At 71.0% G+C, this 13,253-nt stretch carries 9 protein-coding genes and 3 pseudogenes; 4 read left to right on the plus strand and 8 right to left on the minus strand.

The genetic code is table 11. The annotated features are described in order from the left end of the window. Positions 1 to 23 precede the first annotated feature (23 nt). The gene (gene helR / locus CEB94_RS37995; RefSeq protein WP_175436474.1) at positions 24 to 2,183 is read left to right on the plus strand and encodes an RNA polymerase recycling motor ATPase HelR; all 2,160 of its coding nucleotides are present in this window, start codon (positions 24 to 26) and stop codon (positions 2,181 to 2,183) included. A 27-nt stretch (positions 2,184 to 2,210) separates the two neighbouring features. On the opposite strand, the gene CEB94_RS38000 is transcribed toward helR, so the two are convergent. The 4 genes and pseudogenes from CEB94_RS38000 to CEB94_RS38015 form a co-directional block, all read right to left on the minus strand. Beyond that, entirely contained in the window at positions 2,211 to 3,077 is an 867-nt protein-coding gene (locus CEB94_RS38000; protein WP_175436475.1) for a sugar phosphate isomerase/epimerase family protein, read from the minus strand. Next, positions 3,074 to 4,092, minus strand: a pseudogene (locus CEB94_RS38005) (Gfo/Idh/MocA family protein). The gene CEB94_RS38000 and the pseudogene CEB94_RS38005 overlap by 4 nt, the downstream one beginning before the upstream one ends. Before the next feature lie 22 nt (positions 4,093 to 4,114). Further along, a complete protein-coding gene (locus CEB94_RS38010) occupies positions 4,115 to 5,548 on the minus strand; it encodes a sugar porter family MFS transporter (RefSeq protein ID WP_175436476.1) in 1,434 nt (477 codons plus the stop codon). A 9-nt stretch (positions 5,549 to 5,557) separates the two neighbouring features. Beyond that, positions 5,558 to 6,151, minus strand: a pseudogene (locus CEB94_RS38015) (TIM barrel protein). Between the two features lie 213 nt (positions 6,152 to 6,364). Between CEB94_RS38015 and CEB94_RS38020 the strand changes: the two are divergent. Further along, positions 6,365 to 7,372 (plus strand): LacI family DNA-binding transcriptional regulator, encoded by a 1,008-nt coding sequence (locus CEB94_RS38020; RefSeq protein WP_175436477.1) that lies wholly within the window; start codon positions 6,365 to 6,367, stop codon positions 7,370 to 7,372. A gap of 27 nt (positions 7,373 to 7,399) precedes the next feature. Here the strand turns inward: CEB94_RS38020 and CEB94_RS38025 are convergent. Together CEB94_RS38025 and CEB94_RS38030 are read right to left on the minus strand one after the other, a co-directional pair. After that, positions 7,400 to 8,403, minus strand: a pseudogene (locus CEB94_RS38025) (sugar ABC transporter substrate-binding protein). A 308-nt stretch (positions 8,404 to 8,711) separates the two neighbouring features. Beyond that, positions 8,712 to 9,122: a VOC family protein gene (locus CEB94_RS38030; protein ID WP_175436478.1), complete on the minus strand. Its 411-nt coding sequence runs from the start codon at positions 9,120 to 9,122 to the stop codon at positions 8,712 to 8,714. Positions 9,123 to 9,296: 174 nt separating this feature from the next. Between CEB94_RS38030 and CEB94_RS38035 the strand changes: the two genes are divergently transcribed. Further along, positions 9,297 to 10,148 carry an aldo/keto reductase gene (locus tag CEB94_RS38035; protein ID WP_175436479.1) on the plus strand — a complete coding sequence of 284 codons (852 nt, stop codon included), beginning with the start codon at positions 9,297 to 9,299 and terminating at the stop codon, positions 10,146 to 10,148. 187 nt (positions 10,149 to 10,335) lie between these two features. Here CEB94_RS38035 and CEB94_RS38040 read toward each other — a convergent pair whose 3' ends face one another. Continuing rightward, entirely contained in the window at positions 10,336 to 10,566 is a 231-nt protein-coding gene (locus tag CEB94_RS38040; RefSeq protein ID WP_175436480.1) for a hypothetical protein, read from the minus strand. 181 nt (positions 10,567 to 10,747) lie between these two features. Between CEB94_RS38040 and CEB94_RS38045 the strand changes: the two genes are divergently transcribed. Next, on the plus strand, positions 10,748 to 12,469 hold the full coding sequence (locus tag CEB94_RS38045) for a hypothetical protein (RefSeq protein WP_175436481.1): 1,722 nt from the start codon (positions 10,748 to 10,750) through the stop codon (positions 12,467 to 12,469). A gap of 69 nt (positions 12,470 to 12,538) precedes the next feature. Here the strand turns inward: CEB94_RS38045 and CEB94_RS38050 are convergent, their stop codons facing one another. Further along, entirely contained in the window at positions 12,539 to 13,180 is a 642-nt protein-coding gene (locus CEB94_RS38050) for a cutinase family protein (protein WP_175436482.1), read from the minus strand. Positions 13,181 to 13,253: the final 73 nt, after the last annotated feature.

Consider the following 13,253-nt stretch of genomic DNA (forward strand, 5'->3'; position numbering starts at 1 on the left):
ACCTGCGGAAACGGGAGCATGACGTGACCCCTGCGACCACGAGCGCGTTCGATCTTCCCGACCGCCTCGCGCACAAGGCCGCCCCGGCGCTGATCGCCGGGGACGAGCAGCACTTCGCCGCCATCGCCGACTGCCTGGAGCAGTCCATCACCGAACTGTCCGACCGTCTGGAGACCGCGCGCAGGGCACCCGGCGGCAAGGGCAGGCAGGCCATGGACCGGGATGCCGAGATCTACCGGCTGACCGCGCGCCTGCGCGCCCTGCGCCGCTTCGGACTCGACCTGTGCCTCGGGCACATGGTCGGCGCGGACGACTCCGAGCCCGTGTACGTGGGACGGCTCGGCCTGACGGACAGCGAGGGGCGTCGGCTGCTGGTCGACTGGCGTTCCCCGGCCGCCGAGCCGTTCTTCGGCGCCACCCACGGCAACCCGATGGGCCTGGCGAGCCGCCGCAGGTACCGCTGGACCGGCGGCCGGGTCGGCGACTACTGGGACGAGGTGTTCACCGCGGACGGGTTCGACGGGCACGCCGCGCTCGACGACCAGTCCGCCTTCATCGCCAGCCTCGGCACCAACCGCTCGCCCCGCATGCGGGACGTGCTCGGCACCATCCAGGCCGACCAGGACGCCATCGTCCGCGCCGGTTCCCGCGGTGCCCTCGTCGTCGACGGCGGCCCGGGCACCGGCAAGACCGTCGTCGCCCTGCACCGCTCCGCCTACCTCCTCTACTCCGACCCCCGCCTCGGGCAGCACCGCCGGGGCGGCGTGCTCTTCGTCGGCCCGCACCGGCCCTACCTGTCCTACGTCTCCGACGTCCTGCCCGGCCTCGGCGAGGAGGGCGTGCAGACCTGCATCCTGCGCGACCTCGTCGACGAAGGCGCCACCGCGGGGGCCGAAACCGACCCGGAGGCGGCCCGCCTGAAGTCGTCCGCGGACATGGTGCGGGCGATCGAGAAAGCCGTCCGGTTCTACGAGGAGCCGCCCACCGAGCCGATGACGGTCACGACCCACTGGTCCGACATCCGCCTGAGCGCCGGGGACTGGGCCGTGGCGTTCGAGGCGGCGGAACCCGGCACGCCCCACAACGAGGCACGTGACCAGGTCTGGGAGGAGCTGCTGACGATCCTCGTGGACAAGCACGAGGGCGACGCCCCGGACGACCTGCTCCGCAAGGCGCTGTCGCGGGACCGGGAGCTGCTCACGGCCTTCCACCGCGCCTGGCCGCTGCTCGAAGCGACCGACCTCGTAGGGGACCTCTGGTCCGTGCCCGCCTACCTGCGGATGTGCGCGCCCTGGCTCAGCCGCGACGAGGTGCGCACGCTGCAACGCGAGGAACCCCAGGCCTGGACGGTGTCCGACCTGCCGCTGCTGGACGCGGCACGCCAGCGGCTCGGCGACCCGGAGGCCTCACGGCGCAAGCGCCGGCAGGAGGCCGCCGTCGCCGCCCAGCAGGCGGGCATGGCCGACGTCATCGACAACCTGCTTCAGGCCCACAGCTACGACGACGGCGAAGGCGTGCTGGTCATGCTGCACGGGCAGGACATGCGCAACTCGCTGGTCGACGTCAGTGCCCTGCCCACCGCCGACCCGGACCGGCTCGCCGGGCCGTTCGTGCACATCGTCGTGGACGAGGCGCAGGAACTGACCGACGCGGAATGGCAGATGCTGCTGGTGCGCTGCCCGTCGCGCAGCTTCACCATCGTCGGGGACCGCGCCCAGGCCCGGCACGGGTTCACGGAGTCGTGGCGGGAACGGCTGGAGCGGATCGGGCTGGACCGGATCGACATGGCCTCCCTGAGCATCAACTACCGGACCCCCGAGGAGATCATGGCGCAGGCCGAGCCGGTCATCCGGGCCGCATTGCCGGACGCCAACGTGCCGACGTCGATCCGCAGCGGTGGCGTCCCCGTCCGCCACGGGTCCGCCGCGGAGCTGACGTCGATCCTCGACACCTGGCTGGCCGGACACGCCGACGGGATCGCCTGTGTGATCGGCGATCCCGGGTTCCGGCCCGCCTCGCCCCGCGTCCGGTCGCTCACCCCGGAGCTGTCGAAGGGGCTGGAGTTCGACCTGGTCGTCCTCGTCGACCCGGAGGACTTCGGCGACGGCGTCGAGGGCGCCGTCGACCACTATGTGGCGATGACCCGGGCCACGCGGGAGCTCGTGATCCTCACGAGCTCCTGACGCCCCGCCCGGGCCCGGGCAGCAGCCCTAGGCGGCCAGCTCCTTGCGGATGCGGTCCAGCATGAACGCCGACGACTGACGGGCCCGCTCCTCCCAGGCGAAGACACAGGCCGTGGCGACCCCGTCGAAGCCCAGCTCGCGCAGGGTGCCGAAGAAGGCGTCCCAGTCGACCTCGCCCTGGCCGATGTCGAGGTGCTGGTGGATCCGGGCCGGGGTGCCCGGCGGGTTGAGGATGTAGCGCAGGCCGCTGGAGCCCTTGTGGTTGAAGGAGTCCGCGATGTGCACGTGCTGGAGCTTGTCACCGGCGTAGCGCATCATCGCCGCGATGTCCGCCGTCGGGTCGGCGCCCGAGAGGTGGAAGGTGTGCGGCGCGCAGTAGAGGTAGTTCACCCACGGCTTGTTGATCGCGCGGACGAGATCGACGGCCGGGGTGTTCTCCTCGCAGAAGTCGTCCGGGTGGGCCTCCAGGTTGAGGGCGATGCCCTCCCGCTCGAAGACCGGCGCCAGCTCCTCCAGCGAGCGCCAGAAGGCGGCCTCGCTCTCGGCGGCGTGCTCGGGGCGGCCGTTGAACTCCGAGTTCATCAGCGGGCATTCGAGGTCGGCGGTGATCTCGATCATCCGCTTCCAGTAGCGGACGGCCGCCTGCCGCTCGGTCTCGTCCGGCGCGGACCACTTGTACAGCGGCAGCACCGAGGACAGCTGGACACCGTGCGTGCGCAGCGCGCTCTTCAGCTCAGCCACCCGCGCGTCGTCCGCACGCGGGTGCAGGAAGAACGGCATGAAGTCCTCGCGCGGCGACAACTCGATGTACTCGTAGCCGAGTTCGGCGACCGTGCGAACCATCTCGTCGAGCGGCAGGGCGCGGAACATGTACGGGTCGAGGGCGATCTTCACGCGGTGCCTCCGTAGAACGCGGGCCGGGGCTTCATGTCGGTGGTCACGGTCTCGCCGCCGGCCTCCAGGGACCGAACGGCGGCGTCGGTGATGACGGTGGCGGCGTAACCGTCCCAGGAGGACGGGCCGGTGGGCTCGGTGCCGGCCGCCACGGAGGCGACCCACTCGCGGAACTCGGTGTCGAAAGCCTCCGCGAACCGGTCCTTCCAGTCCTGCGGCACGCCCGTGCCGTGCCGGGCGGCGGTGCGGATCCCGACGGCCGCCGGGTCGGGCAGCCGGACCAGCCCGTCCTCGCCGACGACCTCGCACTGGATGTCGTAGCCGTACTGGCAGTTGACGAAGACCTCCAGGTCGATCCGGACACCCGAGGCCGTCTCGAAGATCATGATCTGGGGGTCCCTCAGGTGCGCGAAGCGCTTGCTCGTGGCGCGCGGGGTGACCACCTGGGCGGAGACGATCTCGTCGTCCAGCAGCCAGCGCAGCACGTCGATCTCGTGCACGGCCGTGTCCTGGGCGGCCATGGCGGAGTGGTACGACTCCGGCACGGCCGGGTTGCGGTGTGCGCAGTGCACGAGCAGCGGAGCCCCGAGCGAACCGGTCGCCAGGACCTCCTTCATCTGGCGGTAGCCGGCGTCGAAGCGGCGCATGAAACCGACCTGCACCAGACGGCGGCCGTGCGCCCGCTCGGCCTCGACGATCCGCAGACAGTCCTCGGCGGTCGTGGCCAGCGGCTTCTCGCAGAACACCGGCTTGCCGGCGGCGATAGCGTTCAGGACGTGCTCGGCGTGGTGGGCCCCCAGGAGGTGACGAGGACGGCGTCCACGTCACCGGAGGCGACCAGGTCCGCGCCGGTGGGCAGCGCGGTGGCACCGACCCTGGCGGCCACCTCGGCGGCGCGCTCGGCGTCCACGTCGGCCACGGCCGTGACAGCGGCGCCGGTGACGACCTCGGTGAGCCGCCGGATGTGGTCCTGGCCGATCATTCCGGCGCCGATGACGCCTACACGTACGGTCATGGTGAAACTCCTCGGAAGGTGGTCAGGAGAAACGCGTCCGGAGCTCGGCCTCGAGGGTCTCGAGCGTGCGGCCCTTGGTCTCGGGGACGTACAGCTTCACGAAGGTGAGGGACAGCAAGCCCGCCACCACGAACAGGAAGAAGGTGTTGGAGATCCCGATCCCGGAGACCAGGGACGGGAAGACCAGCCCGATCGCGAAGTTGGTCAGCCACAGCACCACGGCCGCCACCCCCATGCCGAAGCCGCGCATCCGCATCGGGAAGATCTCCGACAGCATCAGCCAGGTCACCGGCGAGATCGCGCCCTGCTGGAAGGCGAGGAACGTGACCGTCATGGCGAGCACCGCGAACGCCCGCGGGTCCCCGGAGGGCAGCACCAGCGAGAGGACACCGATCAGCAGCAGGGCGGCGGTCGTCCCCACCTGACCGGTCATCAGCATCGGGCGGCGCGGGACCCGGCCCAGCAGCCAGATGCCGACGAAGGTGGCCAGCACCGAGATCACACCGTTGGCGATGTTCGCCGTCAGCGCGCTGTCGGCGGCGAAACCGGCGTCGGTCAGGATCTGCGTGCCGTAGTACATGATCGTGTTCACGCCGGTGATCTGCTGCACGATCGCGATGCCGAACCCGACGCCCATCAGCTTGCGCAGCCAGGGCGTGTTCTTGATGTCCTGCCAGCCGCCGAGCTTCTCCCGCTCGTCCCTGACGGCGAGCGCGGTGACCTCCTTCAGCTCGGCCTCGGCCCGGGCCTGCGAGCGCACCTGCTTCAGGACGTCGAGGGCCTCGCCGAAGCGGCTCCTGGAGGCCAGCCAGCGCGGGCTCTCCGGCATCACCAGCATGCCGAACCACAGCACCACGGCCGGCAGTGTGGCGATGACCAGCATCCAGCGCCACACACCGCCCGACTCGCCGCCGACCTGCGCGATGATCGCGTTGGACGTGAAGGCCAGCAGCTGACCGCTGACGATCATCAGCTCGTTGCGGGTGACGAGGGCGCCACGCCGCTCGGCGGGCGACACCTCCGCGAGATACACCGGCACGGTCACCGAGGCGCCGCCGACCGCGAGACCGAGTACGAACCGCGCCACGATCATCACGGCGGTCGTCGGGGCGAGCGTGCAGCCCAGAGCGCCGATGAAGAACAGCACGGCCAGCAGCAGGATGGCGCGCCGCCTGCCTCGCGCGTCCGACAACCGGCCGCCGGTCACCGCGCCCAGCGCGGCACCCAGCAGCAGCGAGCTGGTGACCATGCCCTCGGTGACCGGGGTCAGGCCGAGGTCCTCGGTCATGTAGGGCAGGGCGCCGTTGATGACGCCGGTGTCGTAGCCGAAGAGGAGACCACCGAACGTGGCGATGATGGTGATGACCCGCAGCCGCCGGGAGACCGCCGCAGGGGCGTCGTCCGCCACAACGGTGGCCGGGGTGGGTGCCGGAGTCGCGTCGTCCCTGACGTCCATGGCCGCTCCTTACCTGTCGTAGTTCGGGCGCCGGGTACCCGACAGGCCGCAGCCGGCCAGGTGCCGCCGGGTGCTGACCGCGATGGGCAGCGGCACCTCGGGAGCGCACGGGTACAGGTCCTGCTCGACGATCACGAACAACTCGGCGTCCAGCCGGGCGAGTTCGGAGACCACGCCGGCCGGCTCGGGCACTCCGGCGGGCGGCGACACGCACACCCCGCGCCGCACGGCCTCACCGAACGACAGGTCCTCGGCGGCCACCTGGGCGAGAATCTCCGGGTCCATCTGCTTGATGTGGACGTAACCGACCCGCTCGCCGAACCGGCGGATCAGGTCAAGGCTGTCCCCGCCGCCGTACGCCACATGCCCGGTGTCCAGGCACAGGTTGGTGTAGCGGCTGTCCGACTCGTTCAGCAGCCGCTCGATCTCCGGTTGCGTCGAGCTCCGGCCACTCGTAGCCGGCCTGGACCAGCTCGTCGAGGAAGCGGGTGTACGGCACCTGCTGCTCGTCCTCGGGGAACCAGACGCCCCAGGAGCCGGGGGCGGACCCGCGAGGCACAGGTTGCCGACGGTGGTACGGAGAGGGGGAGGCGCCGTTGCCATGGTGGTGTCCTTCACGCTGCGTTTCCGCTTGCTGTCGCGCGCTACTAGCGCGCTCTAGTTCGAGTACGATGACCCCTGTCCAAATGTCATGTCAATAGCTGGTCGCCGGGAGATCGCAGGATCGCGTACGAGGTTCCGCACGGGCCCCGTAAGGTGTGCGACGTCGGAGGGGTGGGTTCACAGGTGGATGCATCGGGCAGGCAGCGGCCCACGATGGCGGACGTCGCCGAGAAGGCGGGCGTCTCCCGCGCACTCGTCTCGATCATCTTCCGCAACCAGCCCGGAGCCGGCCAGGAGACCCGGGAACGGGTCCTGCGTGTGGCCGACGAGATCGGTTACCGGCCGGACAGCGCGGCCCGGCTGCTGGCCCGTGGCCGCAGCCGCACGCTCGGCGTCATGTTCACCGTGCAGCAGACCTTCCACACGGACCTCATCACGGGCATCTATCCCGAAGCCGAACGGCTCGGTTACGACGTGCTGCTCTCCGGGGCGACGCACGGCCGCAGCGAGGCCAAGGCGGTCGAGGCACTGCTCAGTCACCGCTGCGAGGCGGTGATCCTGCTCGGCCCGGACGCCGAGTCCGCCTACCTGGACGAACTCGGGCAGCGCACGGTCGCCGTCTCGGTCAGCCGTCGCGTGCCCCGGGCCCGGGTCGACTTCGTGCACTCGGCCGAGGGCAAGGGTGTCCGGCAGGCCATGGACCACCTGGTGGAGCTGGGGCACCGCCGGATCGTGCACATCGACGGCGGACGCGGCCCCGGCTCGGCGGAGCGCCGGCGTGCCTACCGGGCCGCGATGCGCCGCCACGGGCTGGAGGCCGGGGCACGGGTGATTCCCGGTCACCACACCGAGGAGTCCGGTATCGAGACCGGCCGCAGGCTCCTGGCCGAGCGGGACGGCGGGCAGCCGCTGCCGACGGCCGTCCTCGCCGGCAACGACCGCTGCGCGATGGGTCTGCTGATGGCGCTGACCCGGGCGGGCGTGGAAGTCCCGCGCGATCTGTCCGTGGTCGGCTACGACGACAGCCACCTCTCCCACCTGATGCCGATCGGTCTGACCACCGTCCGCCAGGACGCCCTCCTGATGGCCGAGCACGCCGTCCGTTTCGCCGTCGAGCGGCTGGAGGAGCGGGAGTTGGAGCCGCGGGAGGCGGTGCTGGACCCCAAGCTGGTGGTGCGGGGGACGAGCGGGCCGGTCCCGAAGGGCCCGGGGCCGGCCTGACACGGCAGACCCCGTCGCCCGGTTCCGCTAGCGCGTGCCCTTCCCGGCGAACTTCGCGACGCTGTCGACGTTGTCCCTCGTGACGAAGGCCGGTCCGGTGAGCACGGGAGCGGTGCCGCCACCGCTGACGTTGCCGTTGGTCTTGTACAGCCACAGCGCGTCCACGGCCAGGTAGCCCTGGAGGAAGGGCTGCTGGTCGACGGCGAACTCGATGCTGCCGCCCTGGATGGCTTTGACGAGGTCCTTGTTGAGGTCGAACGTGGCGACCTTCGCCTTGCTGCCCGCGTCCTTCACCGACTGCACGGCGGTCAGGGCGATCGGGGCGCCGAGCGTGACCACCCGGTCGATGGAGGAGTCCTTCTGGAGCTTGGCGGTCAGCGTCGACTTCACCGAAGGCATGTCGGTGCCGTTGACGTACAGGTTCTCCGTCGTGCCCTCGAAGCCCTTCTTCAGTCCGGCGCAGCGGGCCTCCAGGGCGACCTGGCCCTGCTCCTGCATGACGCAGACGGCGTGCTTGACGCCCTGTTGATTGAGGCGCTCGCCGAACGCCTGCCCCGCGATGTTCTCGTCCTGGCCGAAGTACTCGAGCATGCCGAGCTCCTTCCAGTCGTCCAGGCCGGAGTTGAAGCCGACGACGGGGATGCCGGCCGCCTTGGCCTTCGCGACCACTCCCTTCATCGCGTCGGGTTTGGCGGCGGTGAGGGCGATGCCGTCGACCTTCTGGTCGATGGCGTTCTGCACGAGGTTGGCCTGATTCCCGGCGACGGGTCGCTGGAGTAGACGAGCTTGATGTTGTCCTTCGCGGCGGCGGCCTGGGCGCCCTTGCGGATCAGGTCCCAGAACGTGTCACCCGGCGCCGCGTGGGTGACCAGGGCGACGGTCATCCGCGGGGTGGTGGCCTTGCCTGCGGCGGCCTCGGTGCCGCCGGCCTCGGACCTCTTCCCGCCGGAGCCGCTGGAGCAGCCCGCGGCGAGCAGGGCGCCGACGACGGCGGCGGTGGTCAGGGCGGCGGCTCTGTGGTGTCTGCGCATGTCGGATGCACCTCACTGTGCTGGGACGAGGGTGCCGCGCCCGGTCCGGGAAGCGGGCGGTGGGTGGGCGCCCGGGGCGGCGGCGGTCATGGGTGGTGCGGCGGTCCTGGGTGCGGACCCCTGCCTACTCGGTGACTGGAGCGCGCCACTAGCGCGCTCTAGTGGCAGGTACTATGCGGGCGCCCCGGGGGGATGTCAACGGCTTTGTCAGGACGTACCAACAAAAGAGGGCCGCCCGTACGCACCGGCGCTGAACCGTGGGTACGGGCGGCCTCGGGCGGGACGGTCCCGGACCGTCCTGCCCGGGCTCAGTTCTCCGTGCTGATGTTGACCATCCAGGGGACGCCGAAGCGGTCCGTGCACATGCCGAACACGTCGCCCCACATCTGCTTCTCCAGCGGCACCGACACTGAACCGCCCTCGGACAGCTTCTCCCAGTAGCCGCGCAGCTCGGCGTCGTCGTCGCCGCTCAGGCTCACGGAGTAGGACCTGCCCTGCTCGGACTCCATGCCGGGCGGGTTGTCCGCGCCCATCAGGGTGAAGCCGCCGGTGGTTTCCAGCATGCCGTGCATGATCTTGTCGGCGTTCGGGGCGTCCGCCTGTCCGAACTCGCCGTAGCTGTTGAGGTCGAGGGTGCCGCCGAAGACCTCCTTGTAGAACTCCATCGCCTGCCGGGCGTCGCCGTTGAAGCTGAGGTACGGGTTGAGGCGCGAGGCCATGAGAACCTCCCAGAAGGGGGCAAAGGGTCATTTTCGCGCAGCGTATCGCCAGGCACCGGCAACGGCTCGTCGAGCGGCCCGCACCCCGGGCGAAACGAGGTGTCTCCGCCGCCGGTGCCATCGCCAACCGCACTGTTAACGTTGCCTCTTGAGCAGAGGGGGAGGCGGCGACTCATGCCATCGACGTTCCGCATCGGCGGGGATCTGGACGTACGCCGGCTCGGTTTCGGAGCCATGCGTCTGCCCACCGAGCCCGGTTCCGGCCGGGAGAACGCCCTCGCGGTCGCCCGCCGGGCCGTGGAGCTGGGCGTCACGCTGATCGACACGGCGCACCTGTACGGCGGCGGAGCCAACGAGGAGCTCCTCGCCGAGGCTCTGCACCCCTACCCGGAGGGCCTGCTGATCACCACCAAGGTCGGTGTCGTGCGCACCGGCCCCGGCGGCGAGTGGAAGCTCGACGGACGGCCGGAGATCCTGCGTGACCAGGTCCAGCAGGCCCTGCGCCGGCTGCGGACCGAGCGGATCGAACTGCTTCAGCTGCACCGCATCGACCCCGACACGCCGCTCGCCGACCAGCTCGGCGCCCTGCGGGAGCTCCAGACGGAAGGCCTGGTCGGCCGGATCGGGCTGTCGGAGGTCACCGTCGACGAGCTGGAGCGGGCCCGGGCGCTCGTCGACATCGTGAGCGTGCAGAACCGCTACAACCTGCTCGACCGGGAGCACGAGCCGGTGCTCGACGCCTGTGCGGCGGCCGGTATCGCCTTCCTGCCGTGGCGGCCCGTGGCCTGGGGGAAGACGGGGGCCGAGGGCGAGATCGCCGCCGTCGCGGCCGAGCTCGGGGCCACGCCCACGCAGGTCGCGCTCGCCTGGCTCCTGGACCGCGCGCCGGTCGTCCTGCCGATCCCTGGCACGGCCCGGACCGGGCATCTGGAGGAGAACGTCGCCGCGGCGGGTCTGCGGCTGACACCCGCCCAGCGCGACCGCCTCGACCGGCTTGCCGAGGGGGCGCAGGGCGCACCGGGCTGAGGGGTTGGGGTCCGGGCCATATCCGTGTCCCCCTCGTCCACGCCACGGGCAGCCGCTCGACGGTCAGGGCGAGCAGCGACCGGCCCATGCCCGGTGACGGGGACGACGAGCCGGGCATGGGCCGGACGGCGCCGCTCAGTGCGGACTCACCGTGCCCGCCGCCACGCCCTGGCCGGAGTGCGAAGGCTTACGCCTCGTCCGACGACCCGTTGTTCCAGTCGTACGGGCCGCCGCCCCGCCATTCGATCAGCTCGGTGTCGTCGACGGCCGTGTCCGCGGTGGGCAGGCCCTCGCGGTGCAGCAGGTCCAGTACGTCGAAGAGGCTGTAGGCGACGCCCATGCGCTCGCCACGGATGGTCACCAGCCGTCCGCCGTCCGTCGCGGGCGGCTGCACGACCACAGGGGGTTGACCGTCCATAGCCCCACCATGCTCCCGAAACGGCCGGTTCGCAGCTCGGTGGCGTCCAGAAGCGGTACGAACCCCTTTCCCCTTCCGTAGTGGGGGCGCGCTGTGCGCCGGTGACAAGGCGCGATCCGGAAGCTGAGTTCTCATCAGCACTCCCTGAGAGCGTCGGCATCACCGCCCTAGCGTCCGTGGCATGGACATGAACCGCACAAGCAGAGGGAAGTGGCGCGGTGCCGTGCTGGCGGTGCTGCTGACCGCCGGAACACTCACGGCCGCCGCCCCGGGCGCCCGCGCCGACGGGGCGCGCACCGAGACCCCGGCGAAGTCGACATCGCCGGTGACCGGAGTGACGGAGTCGGTGGTGCGGGTGAAGGTGCCACTGCCGGAATCGGCCGGACCGCGCCCGGCGGCGTGCGACTGGCTGTCGTACCTGCGCTACCGTTCCGCCCGCGGGCCCGCCGCGTCGGCCGACGCCGACCGGATCCTCGTCGCCCAGCCCGGCATCCTGGAAGGGGCCGGAGCCTTCGACAGCGTCGCACGCAACACCGTCGCGCGGGCCGCCGAGCAGGGGGCGCACATCGAGTTCTGGGCGCTGGACCGGCGCTCCAACTGCCTGGAGGACCGCACCGGCATCGCCTCCGGCGACCAGCACACCGCAGTCGACTACTACTACCGCGGCAAGCAGGTCGGCGGCCGGACCTTCGCCGGCTTCGCCGGCAACGCACAGCTGGGCTGGATGGCGAAGCTCGGGATCGAGCAGACCGTACGCGACCAGTACGACCTGCTCACCGCCGAGTTGCCGTCCCAGGCGCAGCGCAAGCGGAAGGTACTGTGCGGCGGGCACTCGCTGGGCGGTGTGATCACCGGGTACTTCGCCGCCGCCGACTTCGACGGCAATCGCGTTACCACGGCGGACGCCGGGTACAACCAGTGCGCCGGCTACTTCGCTCTCGACACGACCGTCTCCACCTCACTGGCCGACCTCAGCGGCAGCATCCCGGACGACACCAACCTGCCCGACATCGGCCTGGGATACGGCGTCGTGCAGGCCGGACTGGACAGCGGGGTGCTGCCACGCACGCTGACCGCGCCGGTGCTGCTCAACCCCGAGACCATGACCCTGCTCGGCATCGCCGGTCTCGGCGCCCTCAACGACCTGGACGGCGAGGCCGACCTGCCCGGCTACCTGCCCTCCAACCTCAACATCGAGGCCACCCACCGCTTCCTGTTCGCCAAGGACACCGCCGCCTTCCTCAGCGGCAAGCCCGCGGTGAAGGACTTCCGGCTCACCAACGGGGCCGTACTCGGGGCGCTGCTGGACGACAACTCCGTGCCGCTGGCGTTCCTGCAGACCAGCGTGGGCTTCTTCGACGGCGGACCGATCGCCGACAAGAGCTTCCCCGTCGCCAACGGCGGTGACCGGCAAGCCGGGCCGTACGGCACCGCGTACAAGGCCATCCCGGACCGGCCGCAGGGCCCGCTCTACACCTGGCGCAACTACGACCGCGTCGGCGACGCGGACGACCCCGGCTACCGGTCGGCCGACGGCACCCCGTTCACCGACGCCGGCGAGGAGGTCACCGACGTGCGGCAACTGGCCCGCAGCCTGGCCGAGCAGCCGCTGGACTTCACCGAGCAGTACTTCCCGACCAAGCTGGTCACGGACATCCAGCTGTCCACCTCGCCGCAGGTGAAGAAGCTCGTCGTCCATCCCGAGGGGCTCAAGGCCAATCCGGTGCTCACCGTGCTCGCCGGTGAGGGGCTGCTGGCCGGGCGGGTCCCGGCCGAGCTGCATCCGGTGGTCGCCGACGGCTACCAGCACCTCGACGTCCTGACCGCGGCGTCCGTGCAGAACAACGGCCGGCCGGAGCCAGTCTCCACCAGCCTCGCCGGCTTCGCGCGGGCACCGCGTTAGCCCTTGCCCGTACACACGCCCGGGGCCCGGGAGGATCTCCTCCCGGGCCCCTTCGTGTACGGGTGGGGCTCAGAGCCTGCCCGCGGCGAACGTGGCCGCCTCCTCGGCGTCGTCCCGGTAGCTCAGGTGCGCCCCGACGTCACCCCCGCCGTTCTCGCAGACGGGGTCGCCCTGGGCGCAGAGGTCGAGCGTGCGGCTCTGGTAGGTGCCGGTGACGCTCTTGCCGAGCGCGCGGATCGGGTTGCCGAACAGCAGCACCGCGGCGACCTTCGGCTCGAGTGCCGCGGGCAGCGTCGCCACGATGGGGCTGCCGACCACCGCGCCCGCGCTGCTGATGCCGATCGAGTTGTCGACGACGTTCGCGCCCTGCGAATAGCCGACGAGAACGAACTTCTGACCCGGGCAGGCGGCGGCCTGGCTCTTCACATGGTTCACCAGGTCCAGATTGCCCTGTGCCGCGGATGTGGGGGAGAGGTCGGCGGGGTAGTTCACCTTGTAGCTGGACAGGTTTTTGCCCACCGCTTTCTTCTGCAGGGCGGAATACACCGGGTCGCCGACGATGAAGCCGAGCGTGCCCGGCTCGAAGGTGCCGCGGGCGGCGACGACCTCGACGTCCGAGCAGGCCGCGGCCATGGCCGGGGGAGCCGAGAGGGTGGCAAGTCCGGCCCCGCCGGCCAGTGAGAGCGCCGCGAGACACATACGGATACGCATGGGGGATCCTCCGCGTGGGAGGCGCGTGGAGCGCCTGCGAAAAAGAACGCCCCGAACGTATTGGCTTTCTCGC

This window comes from Streptomyces hawaiiensis (assembly GCF_004803895.1).
GTDB classification, from domain to species: domain Bacteria; phylum Actinomycetota; class Actinomycetes; order Streptomycetales; family Streptomycetaceae; genus Streptomyces; species Streptomyces hawaiiensis.